At 64.6% G+C, this 21,096-nt stretch carries 16 protein-coding genes; 8 read left to right on the forward strand and 8 right to left on the reverse strand.

Annotated elements, in window-relative coordinates; all coding sequences use genetic code 11:
- Positions 1-305: 305 nt before the first annotated feature.
- Positions 306-815: an NUDIX hydrolase gene (locus tag MUO32_RS02780; protein ID WP_257946700.1), complete on the reverse strand. Its 510-nt coding sequence runs from the start codon at positions 813-815 to the stop codon at positions 306-308.
- Between the two features lie 162 nt (positions 816-977).
- A complete protein-coding gene (locus MUO32_RS02785) occupies positions 978-2,057 on the reverse strand; it encodes a LacI family DNA-binding transcriptional regulator (protein WP_308311242.1) in 1,080 nt (359 codons plus the stop codon).
- A 175-nt stretch (positions 2,058-2,232) separates the two neighbouring features.
- On the opposite strand from MUO32_RS02785, the gene MUO32_RS02790 reads away from it, so the two are divergent.
- The 4 genes from MUO32_RS02790 to MUO32_RS02805 all read left to right on the forward strand — a co-directional run bounded on the left by MUO32_RS02790 (position 2,233) and on the right by MUO32_RS02805 (position 6,842).
- Positions 2,233-3,213: an ABC transporter substrate-binding protein gene (locus MUO32_RS02790; RefSeq protein WP_257946702.1), complete on the forward strand. Its 981-nt coding sequence runs from the start codon at positions 2,233-2,235 to the stop codon at positions 3,211-3,213.
- A 131-nt stretch (positions 3,214-3,344) separates the two neighbouring features.
- Positions 3,345-4,835: a sugar ABC transporter ATP-binding protein gene (locus MUO32_RS02795; protein ID WP_257946703.1), complete on the forward strand. Its 1,491-nt coding sequence runs from the start codon at positions 3,345-3,347 to the stop codon at positions 4,833-4,835.
- Position 4,836: 1 nt separating this feature from the next.
- Positions 4,837-5,847 carry an ABC transporter permease gene (locus MUO32_RS02800; RefSeq protein WP_257946704.1) on the forward strand — a complete coding sequence of 337 codons (1,011 nt, stop codon included), beginning with the start codon at positions 4,837-4,839 and terminating at the stop codon, positions 5,845-5,847.
- Between the two features lie 11 nt (positions 5,848-5,858).
- Positions 5,859-6,842, forward strand: a complete 984-nt coding sequence (locus MUO32_RS02805; RefSeq protein ID WP_257946705.1) for an ABC transporter permease — start codon at positions 5,859-5,861, stop codon at positions 6,840-6,842.
- 51 nt (positions 6,843-6,893) lie between these two features.
- On the opposite strand, the gene MUO32_RS02810 is transcribed toward MUO32_RS02805, so the two are convergent.
- The 6 genes from MUO32_RS02810 to MUO32_RS02835 form a co-directional block, all read right to left on the reverse strand.
- Positions 6,894-8,693: an NAD(P)/FAD-dependent oxidoreductase gene (locus tag MUO32_RS02810; RefSeq protein ID WP_257946706.1), complete on the reverse strand. Its 1,800-nt coding sequence runs from the start codon at positions 8,691-8,693 to the stop codon at positions 6,894-6,896.
- A gap of 65 nt (positions 8,694-8,758) precedes the next feature.
- Complete coding sequence (locus MUO32_RS02815; protein ID WP_257946707.1) at positions 8,759-9,832, reverse strand: 2,3-butanediol dehydrogenase; 1,074 nt, start codon at positions 9,830-9,832, stop codon at positions 8,759-8,761.
- A gap of 166 nt (positions 9,833-9,998) precedes the next feature.
- Positions 9,999-11,870 carry a sigma-54-dependent Fis family transcriptional regulator gene (locus MUO32_RS02820; RefSeq protein ID WP_257946708.1) on the reverse strand — a complete coding sequence of 624 codons (1,872 nt, stop codon included), beginning with the start codon at positions 11,868-11,870 and terminating at the stop codon, positions 9,999-10,001.
- 69 nt (positions 11,871-11,939) lie between these two features.
- Entirely contained in the window at positions 11,940-13,880 is a 1,941-nt protein-coding gene (locus MUO32_RS02825) for a MacB family efflux pump subunit (RefSeq protein ID WP_257946709.1), read from the reverse strand.
- A gap of 7 nt (positions 13,881-13,887) precedes the next feature.
- Positions 13,888-15,144, reverse strand: a complete 1,257-nt coding sequence (locus MUO32_RS02830; RefSeq protein ID WP_257946710.1) for an efflux RND transporter periplasmic adaptor subunit — start codon at positions 15,142-15,144, stop codon at positions 13,888-13,890.
- Between the two features lie 129 nt (positions 15,145-15,273).
- The gene (locus MUO32_RS02835; RefSeq protein WP_257946711.1) at positions 15,274-16,179 is read right to left on the reverse strand and encodes an SMP-30/gluconolactonase/LRE family protein; all 906 of its coding nucleotides are present in this window, start codon (positions 16,177-16,179) and stop codon (positions 15,274-15,276) included.
- A gap of 140 nt (positions 16,180-16,319) precedes the next feature.
- Here MUO32_RS02835 and MUO32_RS02840 point away from each other — a divergent pair, with 140 nt between their 5' ends.
- From MUO32_RS02840 to MUO32_RS02855, 4 genes are all read left to right on the forward strand, one after another.
- Positions 16,320-16,904, forward strand: a complete 585-nt coding sequence (locus MUO32_RS02840) for a tyrosine phosphatase family protein (protein WP_257946712.1) — start codon at positions 16,320-16,322, stop codon at positions 16,902-16,904.
- Between the two features lie 172 nt (positions 16,905-17,076).
- Positions 17,077-18,333: an NAD(P)/FAD-dependent oxidoreductase gene (locus MUO32_RS02845; protein WP_257946713.1), complete on the forward strand. Its 1,257-nt coding sequence runs from the start codon at positions 17,077-17,079 to the stop codon at positions 18,331-18,333.
- Positions 18,334-18,486: 153 nt separating this feature from the next.
- On the forward strand, positions 18,487-19,446 hold the full coding sequence (locus MUO32_RS02850) for a LysR family transcriptional regulator (protein WP_257946714.1): 960 nt from the start codon (positions 18,487-18,489) through the stop codon (positions 19,444-19,446).
- Positions 19,443-20,924, forward strand: a complete 1,482-nt coding sequence (locus tag MUO32_RS02855) for an aldehyde dehydrogenase (RefSeq protein WP_257946715.1) — start codon at positions 19,443-19,445, stop codon at positions 20,922-20,924. Before MUO32_RS02850 ends, MUO32_RS02855 begins: the two co-directional genes overlap by 4 nt.
- Positions 20,925-21,096: the final 172 nt, after the last annotated feature.

Raw genomic sequence — 21,096 nt, forward strand, 5'->3', positions numbered from 1 at the left:
ATGGCACGCATCTCCGGTCGCAACTCGATCGAGGCCAGGCTCCGGCCCATGGGATGGGGACGTTTCAGGTGCCCGCGATGCAGTCCCGCCGCCCAAAAAAATCGACGCAGCCACACGCATCATCGCGCCATCCCCTTCGTATAGCGCCATTGCTGCGTGCGGGCAAAGCCGTCCGGGGCCATGAAAGACCGGAGAGGCGGAGGATCCTTCACCCCTTCAAGCAGAACAACCGGCGAGAATTCCGGGTGACGATGGAATCACCCCTTCGGGACCGCCTCCCCGACCGTCGTGCGGGTGAACGGACCTCAGCGGGGCTCGAACTCTACCAGCAGCGATTTCAGTTCGATTTCGCGCACACGCCGCGCCGCCTCGTCGGGGTTGACCCAGGCGAGGATCCGCTCGCCCTTCTCCTTGAACTTCTCTGCGGTCTCGGTGACTTCGATCTGGAAGATATCGACAACACAGGGAGCAACATCGCCATCGTCGAGAAGTTTCAGATAGGTATAGCTGCCGACCGGCTTCTTGCGGATTTTTCCGGAGACGCCGGCCTCCTGGAGTGCCTCGATGGCAGCCGCCTCGTAGGGTTTCCTTCCCTTCATCGGCCAGCCCTTGGGGATGATCCAGCGTCCGCTGTCGCGCGAGGTCACCACGAGGATTTCGATGCCGCTCTCTTGCGGTAGACGGCGAAAGCACAGGGCGGCATATTGCTGGCGAAATGCCCCCGAGAACAGCTTCTCCGGTTTGGCGGCGAGCTGTTGCAGCAGGGTTTTCGGCTTGCGGGGCCGCGGCACCTTGTCTTTCTTCGCGCTTTTCAAAATCCCTCGTCTCGCGGCATCGGTCGCGCACCATGTCCGGCAATCACCGGCCTGTCAAAGCGCCGGGCGCAACGGCTCCCCGATTGCTGAATCCCGCAACGAGGCCGGCATGTCAAAGGGAAATCTGACGAAAACGCGGGCGCCGCGCGTGGTGCGAGTCCTTCAGGCGCGCGCGGAACGCTGTGCCGCCGTCGTCTCGCGCACGACGAGCGGGCCATCGACCTTGATGGTCATGGCACGCGTCTGCTTGCCATGAATGGCCATGTCGATCAGGATTTCGGCAGCCTTCTGGCCCATCTCGTAATTGGGCAGCACCAGTGTCGAGAGCGGCGGATGCGTGTAGCGGGCGAGCTCCTGGTCGTCGTATCCCATGACGGAGACATCCTGCGGCACGCGAAGCCCCTTCTCCTGCGCCGCCTCCATGACACCGATCGCCATCAGGTCGTTGCCGCAGAAGATCGCCGTGGGCGGATTGTCCATGGAGAGCAGGTCGAGGCCCGCCTCGTAGCCGCGCAGCGGCAGCCAGTCGCCGTCTCGCACGAGGCTCGCATCGAAGGCGATATCGGCCGTGGCAAGCGCCTGCTTGTAGCCCTTGAGACGATCCATCGCCGCATCCATCCAGGGCTCGCCGTTGATGAAGCCGATGCGTTTGTGGCCGAGCGCCGTCAGATGCGCCGTCGCGGTAAAACCGCCAGCGACCTCGCCCGGCACGATCGCCACATGCTGGCGGGGCTCGCAATAGCAGTTGAGAAGCACCGTCGGGATGGATTTCAACGCCTTGGGAACCGAGACCTTTCGCGTGAAGATCGTCGCATAGATGACGCCGGCGATCGACGGATCGCGCAGCACGGAGCGCAGAACAGCCTCCTCCAGGTCCGGATTGGAGCGCGTCGCATGGGCGGAGACCAGCAGTCCCTGTTCGAAAGCGTAGTCGCGGATGCCGTCGAGGCTGACGACCGGATGCGGGCTGGTGGAGATTTCATCGACGATGAAGGCGATCGTGTCCTTCTCGACTGTGGGCGCGGCAGCGACCGGGCTGCGCGTCGCAGGTAATTTATAACCTATTTTATGAGCGGCCTCGCGCACCTTCTGCTGCGTTTCCTGCGAAATGCGCGACCCCGACATTTCGTTGAGCACGAGCGAAACACTGGATTGGGAAACGCCAGCAATGCGGGCGATATCCGTCATTGTCGGGCGTCCGCTGCCCTCTTTGTCCAAATTGCGCCCGTTTCCCTTGGCCATGCGTCGTTCCTCGCCCCTGGACGTGCATTGCACTGCACGCGGATTTTTTGCAAGTGCTCATAATTTTGGCTCTTGACTGCTCATATTATTAGCGCAAGATTTGCACATGTGAAGCAGGAAATTGCTCACGTCCGGTAGAGGAGCACCGGCCAGAACCTGGGAGGAGAACCCGCTCATGACCACCATTTCCCGTCGCACCTTCATGCTTGCGGCAACGGCCATCGGCGCGCTTGCCGTTGCCGGCGTCGCCATCGCCGAAGTACCCAAGCTGGCACAGAAGGACACCTACAAGGTCGGCTTCGCGCAGACCGAATCCAACAATCCCTGGCGCATCGCCCAGACCAACAGCATGAAGGCCGAGGCTGAAAAGCTCGGCTACCAGCTGGTCTATACGGATGCCGCCGGCTCGGCTGCAAAGCAGGTCGCCGACGTCAACTCGATGATCGCCCAGGGCGTCGACGTCATCTTCCTCGCACCGCGCGAGGAAAAGCCGCTGATCCCCGCCGTCATGGCCGCCAAGAAGGCCGGCATTCCGGTCATCCTGCTCGACCGCTCGGTCGATCCGTCGCTTGCCAAGGCCGGCGAGGACTATCTGACCTTCATCGGCTCGAACTTCGTCGAGGAAGGCAAGCGCGTCGCCGAATGGCTCGCCAAGAATGCCAATGGCAAGTCGAAGATCATCGAGCTGGAAGGCACGACCGGCTCGTCGCCGGCCAACGACCGCAAGAAGGGCTTTGACGAGGCGATCCAGGCGGCCGGGGGCTTCGAGATCGTTGCCTCGCAGACCGGCGATTTCGCCCGCGACAAGGGCCGCCAGGTGGCCGAAGCGCTGCTTCAGGCCCATCCGGATGCGGATATCATCTACGCCCACAACGACGAAATGGCGATGGGCGCCATCGCCGCACTCGAAGCCGCCGGCAAGGTCCCGGGCAAGGATGTGCTCGTGCTCTCCATCGACGGCGGCAAGGAAGCCGTGCAGGCGGTGGTCGACGGCAAGATCGCGGCGGTCGTCGAGTGCAATCCGCGCTTCGGGCCCAAGGCATTCGAGACGATGCAGCGCTACGCCAAGGGCGAAGCGATCGAGCCGACCCTAGTCAACGAAGACAAGTTCTACGACGCGTCCAATGCGGCCGCCGAACTCGCCAACGCCTACTGATCGCATCTCCCAAGCACTTCGCGGCCGGGGCGGCAAAACCGTCTCGGCCGTTTTTTGAACGGGCCTGACCTTTGGTTCGTTCGGGTGTAGGCTCGAGAGGCCCGTCCCGAAGGGCGGAGAGGAGGAACCCGATGCTTCTGTCCATGCAGGGCGTTTCCAAGGCATTTGCCGGCGTCGCCGCGCTGAAAGCCGCTTCGCTCGAGGTCGAGCCGGCGGAAGTCATGGCGCTTGTCGGCCAGAACGGTGCGGGCAAGTCGACGCTCATCAAGATCCTGACGGGCGTCTATCGCCGCGACGCGGGCGACATCACCTTCGACGGCCGACCGGTCGATTTCACCATGCCGGCGGAGGCGCAAGGTGCAGGCATCGCCACGATCTACCAGGAAATCAACCTCGCCCCCCAGCGCTCGGTGGCCGAGAACATCTACCTATCGCGCGAGCTTAGACGCTTCGGCCTGATCGACCACGCCGCCATGCGCCGCGGCGCCGAGGCCGTGCTGAAAACCTTCAACCTTGCCATCGACGTCGACCGGCCCGTTGCGCATTTCGATGCCGCGACGCGGCAGATGGTGGCGATCGCCCGCGCCGTCACGCAGAACGCCCGCCTCGTCATCATGGACGAACCGACCTCCTCGCTCGACGAGCGCGAGGTCGCCGTGCTCTTCGAGACGATCCGCACGCTGAAGCGCACCGGCGTCGCCGTCATCTTCATCGGCCACAGGCTCGACGAACTCTATGCGATCTGCGACCGGGTGACGATCATGCGCGACGGCCAGACGGTGGCGAAAAGCCCGATGGCCGAAATGCCCAAGATGGCGCTGGTGCGCCATATGCTCGGCAAGGAGCTCGCCGCCTTCCAGGCGATGGCGTCGGATCGGGACGTGCCCGACCGCCCCGTCCGCCTCGCGGTCGAAAACGCCGGCGCGGGGGTGCGTGTGCGCGATGTCAGCCTTACCGTGCGCGAGGGCGAGATATCGGGCCTCGCAGGCCTGCTCGGCTCCGGTCGCACGGAGACGGCGCGCCTGATCTTCGGCGCCGACAGGATGCAGCGCGGGGTCATTCGCATGGATGGCCGCGAGCGCGCCTATCGCGAGCCGGCGGACGCCATCGCCGATGGCATCGGGCTCGTTTCCGAGGACCGCAAGATCGACGGCATCGTGCCCGACATGAGCATTCGCGAGAACATGACCCTCGCCCTTCTGCCAAAGCTGAAGAAGGCCGGCATCGTCAACCGTGTCAGGCAGGACGAGATCGTCACGCGCTATATCCGCGCGCTCGGCGTCAAATGCGCCTCGCCCGACCAGCCGATCAAGGAGCTTTCCGGCGGTAACCAGCAGAAGGTGCTGCTGGCGCGCTGGCTTGCCACCGATCCGCGTGTCCTCATCATCGACGAGCCGACACGCGGCATCGACATCGGCGCGAAATCGGAAATCCTCAAACTGCTGCGCAATCTCGCCGACGAAGGCCTCAGCGTGCTGATGATCTCCTCCGAGCTCGAAGAGCTGCTCGCCGCTGCCGACCGCGTGACCGTACTCAGCGACGGCACGTCGGTCGCGACCCTGCCGCGCAAGGATCTGAGCGAGGCGGCGCTGCTTTCCGCCATGGCCCATCAGGTAGAATGACATGGCGACAATCGAGACCCCTGCCCCGCAGCCCTCAGGCACACTCTCCTCCGGCAGCCGGCTGTTTTCGCTGGCAAGCCGCTACGGCACCTTCGTCGCCTTCCTGGCGCTCGTCGCCTTCAACATCGCGGTAACGCCGAATTTCCTGTCCTGGCAGACGCTCAATGTGAACCTCACGCAGGTCGCCACCATCGTCATCGTCGCCACCGGCATGACGCTGGTCATCGCCACCGGCGGCATCGACCTCTCGGTCGGCTCGCTGATGGCGATATCGGGCGCGCTTGCGCCGATGATCTTCATGGGCCAGTTCTGGCAGGTCGAAAGCATGGCCTTTGCCGTGGCGCTCGCCTTTCTTCTGCCGGTGATCGTCGCCAGCCTCTTCGGCCTGTTCAACGGGCTGCTCGTCACGCGGTTTTCCATCCAGCCGATCATCGCGACGCTCGTGCTCTTCATCGCCGGCCGCGGCATCGCGCAGGTCATGACCAACGGCAACCTGCAGGTCTTCAAGAACGAGGGCTTCCAGTTCATCGCCATGGGCCGCATCGCCGGCATTCCGGCGCAGGTCATGCTGATGATCGTCATCGTCATCCTCGCCTCGGCGATGATCCGCTATACCGTCATCGGCCGCCAGATCATCGCGGTCGGCGGCAACGAGAAGGCCGCGCGGCTGACGGGCATCCCCGTCAAACGCGTCAAACTGCTCGTCTACATGATCAGCGGCGCGCTTGCCGGCCTTGCCGGGCTCATCGTGGTCGCCCGCAACTCGGCGAGCGACGCCAATCTCGTCGGCCTCGGCATGGAGCTCGACGCCATCGCAGCCGTTGCCGTCGGCGGTACGCTTCTGACCGGCGGACGGGCCAACATCGTCGGCACCCTGCTCGGCGCCTTCGTCATCCAGCTCGTCCGCTACACGCTGCTGGCCAATGGCGTCCCGGATGCCGCCGCTCTCATCGTCAAGGCCGGACTGATCGTGCTCGCCGTCTTCATCCAGCAGCGCGCCGACAAGCATTGAGGAAAACACACATGCAGGCCCTCCTCCGTCCCTTCGCCATCAAATCGTCAGGCGATCTTGCCCGCTTCGGCGTCATCCTCGCGCTCGTCGGCCTCATCCTGTTCGGGGCGCTGCGCTACGACAACTTCCTGTCGCCCTTCAACATCCTGAGCTTCCTGCGCTACAACTCCATGTTCGCGCTGATCGCGCTCGGCATGGCCTTCGTCATCATCACCGGCGGCATCGACCTTTCGGTCGGCGGGACGGCGGCGATGGCAAGCGTGGTCGCAGCCCTGCTTTCGCCCTATCACTGGGCGGCCGGGCTTTTCGGCGGCATGGCGGCGGGGTTTGCCGTGGGCGCGCTGAATGGCTTCATCATCACCAGAATGCGCATCCAGCCTTTCATCGGCACGCTCGCGACCATGCTTGCCGCCTATGGAACGGGTCTCCTGCTCGCCAACAACCAATCCGTCTCCGTCTCCTACGATACCGGCTTCACCGTCATCGGCCAGGACGATTTTCTGGGCTTTCCCATTCCCGCCTGGATCGGGCTCGCCGCCTATGTGCTCGGCTGGCTGGTGCTCGAAAAACTGCCCGTCGGTCGGCATATCCTCGCCATCGGCGACGGCGAGGCGACGGCCGGGCTGATGGGTCTGAAGGTCGAGCGCACGCTCGCCGCCGTCTATCTCGCCTCGGGCACGCTTGCCGGTCTTGCCGGCGTCATCCTCGCCTCGCAGTTCGGCGCCGGCCAGCCGACGGAGGGCGTGGGCTGGGAACTTTTCGCCATTGCCTCGGTGGTGGTGGGCGGCACGTTGCTGACGGGCGGCTCGGGTTCGGTCGGCGCGACGCTTGCCGGCGCGCTTCTGCTCGCCATGGTCTTCAACATTCTGAACTTCGAAAACGGGCTGGGCTGGATTTCGCTCTCGGCCTACTGGCAATCCGTCATCCGCGGCGCCTTCCTGCTCGTCGTCGTCGTGCTGCAGGCCAAGCTGATGGCGCGGCACCGCGCCATCTAGCCCAGAAGAAAGAGCGGGCAGCGGGAGGAAGCTGCCCGCCCAGGTGCCGGTCTATTTCCGGTGGTGAACCGGTTGGAGGCTATAGACCGGCGTGGGGATGTCCTCGAGCCGGGCCTTCAGCTGCAAGGCGAGATACTGCGAATAGTGGCGCGACTGGTGCAGGTTGCCGCCATGGAACCACAGCGCCTCCTGCTGCGTCGGCTTCCACATGTTGCGCTGCTCGCCTTCCCACGGGCCGGGATCCTTCGGCGTATCCGATCCGAGACCCCAGACCTTGCCGACCCTGTCGGCCGTTTCCTGGTCGATGAGGTCGGCGACCCAGCCGTTCATCGAGCCGTAGCCCGTCGCATAAACGATCACGTCGGCGGGGATTTCCGTGCCGCCCGAGAGCTTTATGGCGTTCTCCGTGATCTCCTCGACCTGCCCCGCCGCAAGCTTCACCTTGCCGTCGATGATCAGCTGCGAGGCGCCGATATCGATGTAGTAGCCCGAGCCGCGACGGAGATATTTCATGAAGAGGCCGGAACCGTCCGCACCCCAGTCGAGCTGGAAGCCGGCCTTCTCCAGCGCCGCGTAGAAATCGGCGTCGCGCTCGCGCATCTTGTCGTAGAGCGGGATCTGGAACTCGTGCATGATCCGGTAGGGCAGCGAGGCGAAGATCAGGTCGGCCTTGCCCGTCGTCACGCCATTCGCCAGCGCCTGCTCGGAATAGAGCGAGCCGAGACCGATATCCATCAGCGTGTCGGATTTCACGATATGTGTCGTCGAGCGCTGGATCATGGTTACGTCGACGCCCGCCTCGTAGAGGGCAGCGCAGATGTCATGGGCCGAGTTGTTCGAGCCGATGACGGCCACTTTCTTGCCCTTGTAGCCGTCCGGTCCCGGATGCTGCGAGGAATGGTGCTGCTCGCCCTGGAAGCGCGCGCGGCCCTTGAAATCAGGAATATTCGCCTTGCCGGACATGCCCGTCGCAAAGACGAGCTGCTTCGGCTTCAGCACCACCTCCTCGCCGTCGCGGTCGACGACGATGGTCCATTCCTTCGTTGCCTCATCCCACTTCGCCGACCTTGCGGTGGAGCGCGTCCAGTAGTTCAGCTCCATGACCTTGGTGTAGAATTCCAGCCAGTCGCCGATCTTGTCCTTCGGCGCGAAGACCGGCCAGTTCTTCGGGAAATCGATATAGGGCAGGTGATCGTACCAGACGGGATCGTGCAGGCAGAGCGACTTGTAGCGCTTGCGCCAGCTGTCGCCCGGCCGGTCGTTCTTTTCGAGGATGATGGCGGGCACGCCGAGCTGGCGCAGCCGCGCACCAAGCGCGATGCCGCCCTGCCCGCCGCCGATGATCACGACATAGGGCTGCTTTTCATAGCCGAGCGTGCGTTCCTCGTGCTCGCGCTCCTCCTTCCAGGTTTTCGCGCCGAGATTCTGGCCATGTTTGGCGCCGAGCGGACGCGTGAAGCCGGATTTCTCCTCGTGCCCCTTGAGTTCGGCGAGCGCCGTCAGCAGCGTCCAGACGAGGCCGTTCTTGAAGCGCACGAGGCCGTAGCCGCGCCCGGTCGCCGTTTCGAACGAAATCCAGCTCTCAAGCACGCCATCGGCCTCCGTCGCCTCCTCGCCGGCGGCGACGCGCCAGTTGGACGGTTTGGCCGTGGCAAGCTGCGCCTGGAGCATGTCGCGCACCTGATCGCGGCCCTCGACGGTCTTGAGGTTCCAGGTGAAGGCGACGAGGTCGCGCCAGTAGCAGTCCTCGGCAAAGAGATGGACGGCATCCTCGATGCGGCCGGATTCAAGGGCGGCGCCCAGCGTATCGAGAAGCGCCTGGACGCGGGTTGTGGGGGTCTTGTCGAGCATCGTTTTCTCCTCCTGCTCAGTTGGAAACGGGGCGGCTCCTCAACCGCCCCGCAGAACGGATCGGCCTATCGGGACAGGTCGATCAGAATCTTCAGGTGCTTTCCGGCGGGATCGAGCAACTGGTCGAACCCCTCCGGAACGGCCTCGCCAAGCGAGACATATTTCGTGACGATCCGGCTCGCCGGGATCTGGCCGCTGGCGATCAGCCGGGCGACGCGGGGCCAGTAATGCGTCGGATAGGCCCAGGAGCCGCGGATATCGATGTCCTTGAAGGTGACGTCGAACCAGTTGAGCGGGTTCTCGCCGGGATGAAGTCCCGTCTGCACGACGACGCCCTGCTTGCGAACCGCATCCGCGCAGCTTTTCAAGGCATGTTCGTTGCCGACGCACTCGATGGCGACGTCGCAGCCGACGCCGCCTTCCGTCTCGGCGCGCACGACGTCGCCGACCTTTTCCGTTTTCGGATTGATGGTGCGCACCTCGCCCAGCGCCTCGCGCGCCAGCGAAAGCCTTGTATCGTTGGGATCGGAGAGAAAGATCTGCGAGGCACCGGCAGCCCGCGCCGCCATCGCGACGAGAATGCCGATCGGCCCCGCGCCGGTGACGAGCACGCTGTTGCCCGCCGTCACGCCGCCGCGATCGCAGGCATAGACCGCGACCGCCGTCGGCTCGATCAGCGCCGCCTCCTGGTCGCTGAGTTCATCGGGAATGGGTTGGACGTTGTAGTCGTTGAGAAGGGCCGCCTCAGCCATGCCGCCGGAATGCCAGGAAAGGCCGGCAAGCGCGAGGTTGCCGCTCAGGTGAAACAGGCCGCGGTCGGCATAGTAGTCGCCATGGCGGGGCATGATGAGCGGCTGGATCGACACCCGGTCGCCCGGCTTCACATGGTTGACGCCTTCGCCGACAGCCTTGACGACGCCGCCGAACTCATGGCCGAGGATTTGCGGCCCGTATGCGCCGGTAAAAGGGTGCGGCTCCTTCGGCACGAAGATCGGGCCATAGGCATATTCGTGCAGGTCCGTTCCGCATATGCCGCAGAAGCGGTTTTCGACCAGCACTTGACCCGGCCCGGGCGACGGCGGCGCGTCGACGGTTTCGATGCGCAGATCCTTGGCAGCGTGAAAGCGCAAAGCCTTCATTGGCATTTCCTCCTCGTGTTGTTCTTGCACAGGAAGGACAGCAAGCGTCGTGCCAGAATGACGCCGGATCAATTTGTTCAATTTCGTCAATCAATTAGAGAGCGCCGAGCTGAGAAGGCCCGAGAGATGCAACAGGTGGCCCGCAACAGGTGTTGCAGGCGTTGCGTCAGTTGAGGCGCTTGAGGCGGCGGTGGACGGTGGAGCGGTTGACGCCGAGTTTGCGGGCAAGCGCCGAGACATTGTCTCCGCACTCGCTGAGCGCCTGACGCAAGGCATCGTCATCGCCGGAGGCCGCCAGAACGGGTTCGGCAAAAAGGTGATCCGGCAGGCAGTCCGGCGTGATGAGACCGCCCTCCGAAAGGGCGGCAGAGACGCGCAGCGCATTGGAAAGCTCGCGCAGATTGCCCGGCCAGCCATGCGTCAGCAGGGCGCCACGTGCCGCCTTGTCGATGCGGTAGGCCTCACCGTTTTCCGTCTCGATGCGGCCGAGGAGTTGGCCGATCAGCCAACCGAGGTCCTGCCGCTCGCGCAGTGCCGGCAGGCTGAGCGTTGCGGCGTTGAGGCGATAATAGAGGTCCTGCCGGAAGCGGCCTTCCTGCACCAGTTCCCCAAGGTCGCGGTGCGAGGCGGAAAGGACGCGCAGGCGCACCGGCCGTGCCTTCAGCGCGCCAACCGGCTGAACCTCGTTTTCCGAGAGCACGCGCAAGAGCCGGCTTTGCAGGGAAAGCGGCATGTCGCCGATCTCGTCGAGGAACAGCGTGCCGCCGCTCGCCTCCTCGATCAGGCCGCGCTTGCCCTTCTGGCTGGCACCGGTGAAGGCGCCGGGCGCGTAGCCGAAAAGCTCGGATTCGATGAGATGTTCGGGGATCGCCGCGCAATTGACCGCAACGAAATTGCCCGGGCTTTCGCAGCTGTCATGGATCGCGCGGGCAAGAAACTCCTTGCCGCTGCCCGTCTCGCCCTGAATGAGGATCGGGATATCGCGGGCGGCGAGTTTTGCCGCGCGTGCCTGCACCCGCTCCATCGCGGCATCACCCCCGCTCAGGTCTCGCAGCGCGCGCGGCAGGCGCGGCTCCGGCATCGGAGGCGCGCGCAGATTGACGGCCGGCGCGATGGCGCTGGCAAAGAGCACCAGTCCGTTCTTGGCCTGGATCAGCCGTTCGCCATTCGGCCGGCCGCGCATGAAGCGCGGCAAATCGTCAATATCGATGTCAAAGACCTGCGAGATCGGCTGGCCGAGGAAATCCCGTGTCGAAAGCTCGCGCAGGTTCATCGCGCGGGCGAGCGCGCCGAAGCCGCCATGGGTCATGCCGGTGATACGACCGCTGCCGTCGAGCGCTATCGCCGCGTCGGGGTCCACGTCGAGAAACTCCGGCGAGCGGGCAAGGCGCAGCACCCAGTCATTGCGGGTGCGCGTCATCAGATTGGCAAGCTCGATGCGCCGCGCGGTGGAGGCGACGAGATGCAGCGCCAGCTGCTGGCTGGCCTTGGCGGTCGGCGACCGAAGCTGGGAGATATCGAGCACTGCCGTCAGATCGCCAAGCGTATCGAAGACGGGGGCTGCGGTGCAGGTGAGGCCGATATGGCTGGTATCGAAATGATCGTCCTGATGGATAATGACCGGCTCGCCCGAGACGAGGCAGGCCCCGACCGCGCAGGTGCCCGCCCGGTTCTCCGACCACTCGGAGCCGAGATAGAGGCCGGCGCGGCGCAGCTGGTTGTCGAAGGTCGGGTCGCCCATGAAATCGACGGTGACGCCGCGCGCATCCGACAGGAGCAGCACATAGTTCTGCTCGGCGATCTGGTTGAACAGTGTTTCCAGGCCCGAACGGCCGATGCGGATCAGTTCTTCCGCCTGCTCGCGGTGTTCGCGCAGTTTCAGTTCCGGGACGATATAGGCTTCCTGCGCCACTGTCGGGTCGAGCTTGTAGTCGTTGAGGCAGCGCAGCCAGGACTGGACGACGGGCGCATCGCGCGGACTGACCGCGCCCATGCCGACGCGCTCGATCTCCCGTATGTGCGACAGCGTCGACACCATCCAGTCATCCTCCCGCAGGCATGGTCGCACAGGAAGGGGTCTGCGACAATCGTCCTGAAGTCGTAGACCTCAGTCCGCGCCGAGCGCGACGGCCGGCTGCAGATGGGAGGCGTTGCGTGCCGGCAGGTAGCCGAAGACGAGACCGGTCAGGAACGAACAGGCGAAGGCGAGTGCGACGGGACCGAGGGTGAAGCTGACCGGCATGCCAAAAACCTTCGCCAGCGCGCCCACGGACAGACCCAGCCCGACGCCGATGGCCCCGCCGATCGCCGAGACGACCAGCGCCTCGATGAGAAACTGCAGCAGAATATCGCGACGCCGTGCGCCCGTCGCCATCCGCACGCCGATCTCGCGGGTGCGCTCGCGCACGGAAACCAGCATGATGTTCATCACCCCGATACCGCCGACCAGCAGCGAGATCGCGGCGACCGAGCCCAGGAAGAGCTTCATCGTGTTGGAGGTCTCGGTGAACGCCTCGCGCACGGAGGACATGTTGGTGATCTGCGTGTCCTCGGCCTTGTGGCGCGTGTCGAGCAGGGTCTGGATGGCATCCTGCGTGAGATCGATTGCCGAGGCGTCCTCGACCTGCACGGTGATCGTGCGCACGTTGCGCTGGCCGAACAGCCGCATGCTGCCCGTGGTGAGCGGCACCAGCATGATATCGTCCTGGTCGTTGCCGCCGGCACTCGCGCCCATCTCGGCCATCACGCCGATGACCTGGAAGGGGATCTTGTTGACCAGCACATAGTGGCCGAGCGGACTTTCGCCATCGGGAAACAGCGTCTTCGCCACCGTCTGGCCGAGCACGGCGACGGGCGCGTAGGTGTCCATGTCGTCGGCATTGATGAATTCACCCGAGGCGACTTTCCAGTTCTTTGCCCGCGTGAAGGCCGGAACCGTGCCGTTCGCCGTCGTCTGATAGTCTATGTTGCCATAGCGCAGTGTCACGGAGCTGGTCATTTCCGGCACCGCGAAGGAAACGTTCGGCAATTCGAGGATCGCGTCGGCATCGGACGGGATCAGCGTCACCGGGGCACTGCCGCCACCACGGAAATTCGCCATGCTCGGCCGCACCAGGAGAACGTTCGAACCCATAGCGGAAATGCGGTCGAGCACGGAATTCTGCGCACCCGTGCCTATCGCCAGCATGGCCACCACGGAGCCGACGCCGATGACGATGCCGAGCAGCGTCAGCACGGTGCGGAAGAGATTGGCGTGCAGCGCGCGAATGGCCATCTTCACGGCTTCGGAGACATCGGCGATGGCCGCAGAGCCTTCCTTCACCGCCTTCTGCAACCCGGCCGCAGCCTCGGAAGGCGCACGCGCCTTTTTGGAGCGGTCGGAGATGATGCGGCCGTCGCGAATCTCGATCAGCCGGTCGGCGGCTTCCGCCACCTCGCGTGAATGGGTGATGAGGATGATCGTGTGGCCATCCTCATGCATCCGGCGCAAAAGCGCCATCACCTCCTCGCCGCTCTGGCTGTCGAGCGCACCCGTCGGCTCGTCGGCGAGGATGACGCGGCCGCCATTCATCAGCGCGCGGGCGATGGAAACACGCTGCTGCTGGCCGCCGGAAAGCTGGTTCGGCCGGTGATCGAGCCTGTCGCCGAGCTTCAGCGAGGACAGCAGCATTTCCGCCCGTTCCTGCCGGTCGCGCGCCGAAAGACCGGCATAGATCGCGGGTACCTCGACATTTTCGCGGGCACTCGCCGTCGGGATGAGATTGTAGCTCTGGAAGACGAAACCGAAGGTGCGCCGGCGCAGCGCCGCCAGCTCGTCCGTCTCGAAATCCGAGACCGGCTCGCCGTCGATGCGATATTCGCCCGAGGTCGGCTGGTCGAGGCAGCCGAGGATGTTCATCAGCGTCGACTTGCCGGAACCGGACTGGCCGATGATCGCGACGAACTCGCCCGCCTCGATGTCGAGCGACACGCCATGCAGGACCTCGACGGCAAACCCGTCGTTGAAAAAGGTCTTTGTCACATCCTTGAGCGAAATGAGCGCGGTCATGGCGGCCTCAGAACATCGGCGGCATGCGGTTGTTGCGCCGCGAATTGCGCGCCGACGCATCGCCCGCCGAACCGGCGGTGACGACGACCTTGTCGCCTTCCGCAAGCCCGCTCTTCACCTCGACGCTGACGCGATTGCGGATACCGGTCTCGACCTTGCGCACTTCCGTCGCGCCCGAAGCGGTGACGACCGTGACTTCCGCCCCATCCTGCTTGCTCGCGACCGCGCCGGCCGGCACAAGCAGCACGTCGCGCGCGGCGGCCTGCACGAAGAAGACCTGCGCGCTCATCGACATCATCAGTTCGCCGTCCGGGTTCGGAACGTCGAACAGCGCATTGTAGAGAACGACATTGTTCTCGACCGTCGGCGTCGGCTCGATCTGCCGGAGCGTTCCCGTGAAGCGTTTTCCCGGCTGGCCGAGTAGGGTGAAATAGGCTTCCATGCCCACCTTCAGCCGGCTGACATCGGCCTCCGACACCTCGGCCCGCACGGTCATCGTCGAGAGGTCGGCGATGGTGACGATGGTCGGCGCGCTCTGCACGGCATTCAGCGTCTGGCCTTCCTTGACGGGATTGGAGACGACCGTGCCCGCCATCGGCGCATAGATTTTCGTGTAGCCGAGATCCACCTCGTCACCGGCGAGCGTCGCCTGCTGCTTGCGGATCTGCGCCTCCGTGGCGTTGACATCGGCTTCTGCTGCGGCGAGGTCCGCGATGGCCTGGTCGAGCGCCTGCTTGGCGGCGGCATTGCCGGCCACGAGGTTGCGCTGACGGGCAATGTTGGCCTGTTTCAGCGCAAGCTGCGCCTTCTTGGAGTCGAGCTGCGCCTGGAGGTTCGCCAGTTCCGCGCGGTTGATCTCGATACGGTTCTCGATGGTCGCCGGGTCCATCTCGGCGAGCAGCTGATCCTTCTTAACGGTATCGCCGATCACCACATGCAGCGTCTTCAGCTGACCGGAAACCTGCGCGCCGGCATCGACGGATTTCACCGCCTCGAGCGTGCCCACCGCCGTCACTGCATTTTCGATATCGCCGCGCATGACGGCCTGCGTGATGACAGCCGTCGAGGTCTCCGCCGGGGCATAGGCGCGCCAGCCGTAATAGCCCGCGCCGGCGAGCACGGCGATGACCGGCAGCCAGAACCAGGCGCGCGAGCGGCGCTTTCTGCGCGCGGGTGGCACCGCACCGGGCATGAAGGTGACATTCGTGTGCCCGGCCTGATCGGCGGGCTTTTCATCCATTTTCGGTCGTACGGTTTTGGTCATCGGCATTCCCGTAGCGAGGCCATGCCTCATCCGTCCCATTCCATCACATGTGGAGCCACACATAGCGGAGGGAAAGCCCAACGCCTCCTTATATTTTTGTAATGTTTGCGTTTTGCGAACCGAGCGACTTTACAGAACGGGCCGGATTGCACCGCGAACAGCCAGCGAGACGGCATAAAGCGACGTCGTCGCCGTGATGAACAGGCGATGGCCATGGCGGCCGCCGAAGCAGATGTTGGAAACGGTTTCCGGCACGAGAATGCGGCCGAGAGGCCGCCCGTCCGGCGCAATGCAATGCACGCCGTCGCCCGCCGAAGACCAGAGATTGCCCGCCGCATCGATCCGCATGCCATCCGCGCAGCCGGGCGAGATCGTGTGGAAGACCTTGCCGCCCGTCAGCCTCCCGTCGTCCCCGACGTCGAAGGCGCGGATATGGCGTGGATCGTCATGGAACATGCGGCCCGTATCCGCCACGTAGAGGCGTCTTTCATCGGGACTGAAGGCCAGGCCGTTCGGGCAGTTGAAATCGGTGAGCACAGCACGGATTTCACCCGAGAGGGCATCGACGCGATAGACGTTGCAGGGCAACTCCTGCTCTGCGCGCGTACCCTCGTAATCGGAGGCGATGCCGTAATGCGGGTCGGTGAACCAGACCGCGCCGTCCGACGCGACAATCACGTCGTTCGGCGAATTGAGCCGCTTGCCCTCGAAACCGTCGGCGATCACGGTGATCGTGCCGTCATGTTCCGTGCGGGTGACGCGGCGCGTGCCGTGCTCGCAGGTCACCAGCCGGCCTTCCCGGTCGCGCGTGTTGCCGTTCGAGAAGTTCGACGGCTCGCGGAACGTGGTGATGCCCGACGCGGGGCTCCAGCGCAGCATGCGGTCGTTGGGAATGTCGGAAAACAAGAGGCAATCGTGATCGCCGAACCAGACCGGCCCCTCGACCCAGTCGAAGCCGCCGGCCAGTTTCTTGAGCGGCGCATTGCCGAGCACGAAGGTCGAGAATTCGGGCTCTTCCGCAGCAAAAAACGACATCCCGTTACTCCCATTTTAAAACCGGACCGCCGCAGGATAACGATCGAAACGCGCCGGGCAAGATCGGCCAAGAAACGCCTTCGTTTCCCCACAGGCTGACTGTATCGTGCCGCGTATCAGCTGATTTGAAGGATTTGGAAATGGACGTCGTATTTTCTCCGGAGCTCACCATTTGCGGCATCGAGGAGCTGCCCGGCCAGAGCGCCCGGAACGTAACCCACGTGCTCTCGCTGCTCGATCCGGAACTGCCCGAGCTCGAGGCTTTTCAAAGCTACGGCAAGCACCTGCGCACGACGCTGCGTTTCCATGACATCATCGCCGACCTGCCCGAACGCGTGCGGCCGCGGCCCGATCACGTCGAATCGATCCTCGCCTTCGGTCAGGATTTCCTGAACCGCCAGGAGCGGGAAGCGCCGAGCCATCTGCTCGTCCACTGCCATATGGGCATCTCCCGCTCGACGGCCGCCATGCTGACCCTTATGGCGCAGGGCAATCCGGACGAGGAGGCCGAGAACCTCTTCACCCGCCTCGCCGTCATTCGTCCGCAAGCCTGGCCGAACTCGCAGATGATCGGCTTTGCCGACGAGCAGCTCGGCCGCAAGGGCGACCTCACCGCAGCGCTGCGCCGCCACTACGGCAGGCAGATCCGCAAGCAGCCGCAATATACCGAATGGATGACCAAGCTCGGCCGCCAGGCAGAGCTCGATATGGCGATCCTCGACTAAGCATCTCCAGCCGGAGAATGCGGCAAGACAAAACCCTGGAGCATGTCCGGCTTAGCGGCCACCTAATCAGCGCTGAACCAAACTCTTATGTCGGGTAAAACGGGCTTCCTCTACACCTTTCCCATGTCGCGGCCGCAAGGGCCGCAGCACCGGAGAGCAAGAGGAAGCCGGCATGTCAGTGGAAAAAGTGGACACGCTCGTCATCGGCGCCGGCCAGGCCGGCGTCGCCATGAGCGAGCATCTCGGCAAGCGCGGCGTGCCCCATCTGGTGCTGGAAAAGAACCGTATCGCCGAGAGCTGGCGCACTGCGCGCTGGGACAGCCTCGTCGCCAACGGCCCCGCCTGGCACGACCGTTTCCCCGGCATGACCTTTCCGGGCCTCGAGGACGACGCTTTCGCCCCGAAGGAACAGGTTGCCGACTATTTCGTCGCCTATGCGCAGAAGATCAAGGCGCCGATCCGCACCGGCGTCGCGGTCGAGAGCGTATCAAAGCAGGGTGACAGCTTTCGCGTCGAAACATCCGAAGGCGTGATCGAGGCGAGGAATGTCGTTTCCGCCACCGGCGCCTTCCAGCGCCCCGTCATGCCGGCCCTCGTGCCGGCGGAAGCGGGCCTCACGCAGATCCATTCCAACACCTACCGCAATCCTGCCCAGATGCCTGAAGGCGCGGTGCTGGTGGTCGGCGCCGGATCCTCCGGCACGCAGATCGCCGACGAGCTTTTGCGTACGGGAAAACGTGTCTATCTCTCCATCGGCCCGCATGATCGGCCGCCCCGGCGCTATCGCGGCAAGGACTTCTGCTGGTGGCTCGGCGTTCTCGGCATCTGGGACCTCAAGGTGCCCGCCCCGAACACCGAGCATGTCACCATCGCCGTCAGCGGCGCCTATGGCGGCAACACCGTCGATTTCCGCCGCCTCGGCAACCGCGGCATGGTGCTGCTCGGCCGGGCGGAAACCTTCAAGGACGGCGTGCTGCAGATCGCGCCCGACCTCGCCGACAACATCGCGCGGGGCGATGCCAACCAGCTTTCGCTGCTCGACCGCGCCGACGCCTATGCCGCAGAAAACAATCTCGACCTGCCGGAAGAGCCGGAGGCCCGCCGCAAGGAGCCGGACCCGGCCTGCGTCACCGACCCGATCCTCCAGCTGAACCTCAAGGAGGCCGGCATTACCTCCATCATCTGGGCGACGGGTTATGCGGTCGATTACGGCTGGCTGAAGCTCGACGCGCTCGACGAAAAGGGGCGGCCAGTGCATGAGCGCGGCGTCTCCAAGGTGCCGGGCCTGTTCTTCGTCGGCCTGCCCTGGCTTTCGCGCCGCGCCTCCTCCTTCATCTGGGGTTGCTGGCACGATGCGGACTACCTCGCCGGCCACATCGCCGAACACCGCAGCGGCGGAAAGGCCGAGGCCGCAGCCGCGGCCTCCTGAGGCCATAGACCGCAAGGCGTGGGAGGAGGCGAGCATGCCATGATGCGAGACCAAATTCCCGGCGGTAGCGAACTCGTCCACAGCCCGGAGAGCCACACCCTTCCCGCGCGCGAAAATCTGTTCCTTAATTGGGGCCTGAACAGGGGAACAGACATGGCCTTGCGCTTCACACTCCGGCAACTGGAATATCTCGTCGCGGTCGGGGAATACGGTTCCGTCACCGAGGCTGCCGAACGGGTGAACGTTTCCGCCCCCTCGGTCTCGGCGGCGATCTCGCAGCTGGAAAAGGAATTCGGCATCACGCTCTTCGTGCGCCGCCATGCGCATGGACTGTCGCTGACGCAGGCCGGCCATACCTTCGTCGATCAGGCGCGCCAGATTCTCGGTGAAGCCGCCAAGCTCAATGCGCTCTCCAACGAGCTCACCGGACAGGTGCGCGGCCCGCTGCATGTCGCCTGTCTCGTCACCTTCGCGCAGGCCGTCATCCCGGCGCTGCGCCGCGCCTTTTCCGATGAATACCCGGATGTCGATTTCTTCCAGTACGAGCGTGATCAGGCGCGCATCCTCGAAGGGCTGCGCATGGCGCGCTTCGACATCGCGCTTTCCTACGACCTCGACATTCCCGCCGACATCGCCTTCCATGAGCTCGCTGTCCTGCCGCCCTATGCCGTGCTGCACGAGGAGCACCCGCTCGCAGGGCGCCGGGAGGTGACGATGGAGGACCTCGCGCGCCACCCGATGATCCTGCTCGACCTGCCGCACAGTTCCGCCTATTTCCTCTCGCTCTTCCGCGATGCAGGTCTCACGCCGCATATCGTCGAGCGCACGCGGGATATGTCAGTCATGCGCGCCATGGTCGCCAATCGCTTCGGCTATTCCATCGCCAATATCCGCCCCGTCTCCACCTATGCGCTGGATGGTGGCCGGCTCTCCTTCGTGCCGCTGACCGGCAACCTGCGCCCCATGCGCATGGGCATCCTCGCCATGGGCGGCGCCAGCCCGGCGCTCACCGTGCGGCGCTTCATCGATTTCTGCGGCGAAAAGATCGGCGACATGGTCATGGACCTGCCGGTTTCCGTCGACGCCCATTCAGAACGGAAAGGCAGTTCATGACCACGACCATCGACTGGCGCGCCCGCGCCAAAAACCTGAAATTTCGCAGCGGCGTCTATATCGACGGCCGGTTCCGCGATGCGGCGAAGGGCGGGCGGTTCGAAACCATCAACCCTGCCAATGCGCAGGTGTTGACGGACGTGGCCCGCGGCACCGCGGAAGACATCGACGCCGCCGTCGCCTCCGCCCGCCGCGCCTTCAACGACGGCCGCTGGTCGGGCAAGTCACCGGCCGAACGCAAGGAGGTGCTGCTGCGCCTCGCAACCCTCATCCGCGAAAATATCCCGGAACTGGCGCTTCTCGAAACCCTCGACGTCGGCAAGCCGATCAGCGACAGCTCGACCATCGATGCGCCCGGCTCGGCCCACTTCTTCCAGTGGCATGCCGAGGCGATCGACAAGCTCTATGACGAAATCGCCCCCACCGGGCGTGGTGACCTCGCCTTGATCCGCCGCGTGCCGCTCGGCGTCATCGGCGCCGTCGTGCCGTGGAATTTCCCCCTCGACATGGCGACGTGGAAACTCGCACCGGCGCTCGCCACCGGCAATTCCGTCGTGCTGAAGCCGGCGGAGCAATCGCCGCTCTCCGCCCTCATGCTGGCGGAACTCGCCTCCGAGGCCGGGCTGCCGGACGGTGTGCTCAACGTCGTGCCCGGCTTTGGCGAGGATGCCGGCCGGGCGCTCGGCCTGCATCCGGATGTCGATGCGCTGGTGTTTACCGGCTCGACCAAGGTCGGCAAACTCTTCATGACCTATGCTGGGCAGAGCAACATGAAGCAGGTTTGGCTGGAGACCGGCGGCAAGTCGCCGAGTCTCGTCTTTGCCGATGCCGACCTCGACAAGGCGGCCGAGATGGCGGCCTTCGGCATCCTGTTCAACTCCGGCGAGGTTTGTTCCGCCAATTCCCGCTTGCTCGTGCACCGCTCCGTGCAGGAGGAATTCACCGCAAAGCTGATCGCGGCAACGGCCGCCTGGCCGCTTGGCGATCCGCTCGACCCTGCCACCCGCATGGGTCCGCTGGTCGAGAAAGCGCATGCCGACCGCGTGGCTGATTACATCGAGATCGGCCGCTCGGAAGCCCGGCTGGCGCATGGCGGCGCGCGCGAGACGCGGGACGGGTCGGATTGCTACATCCAGCCGACGATCTTCAACGAGGTCGCGCCGAATGCCCGCATCGCGCGGGAAGAGATCTTCGGCCCCGTGCTCGCCATCACGCCGTTCGACAGCGACGAGGAGGCGTTGAGGATCGCCAATGACAGCGAATACGGCCTCGCCGCCTCGGTCTGGACGCGGGATCTGTCGCGGGCGCTCTCCGTTTCCGACCGGCTGAATGCCGGCACGGTCTCGGTCAACACGGTCGATGCGCTGTCGGCCATGACGCCATTCGGCGGCATGAAACAGTCCGGTTTCGGCCGCGACCTGTCGATTCACAGCTTCGACAAGTACTGCGCGCTCAAAACCGTGTGGGTGAAATACTAGGCACCTGCCCGCTCCGGCGACACCGCATCGCCCGGATTTCGACCATCGACAGCGCCGGTCCCCTAATGCGTCCTCTTGCGCGAACGGGGATCGGTGTTTGACCCTTCACAACCGGCTGAAAATAAACGAGAATTTCTCGACCGTCGGATGCCGGTCGCACCTTCGCGTCCAG

It is taken from the genome of Shinella sp. CPCC 101442 (assembly GCF_024704725.1).
Taxonomy (GTDB): domain Bacteria; phylum Pseudomonadota; class Alphaproteobacteria; order Rhizobiales; family Rhizobiaceae; genus Shinella.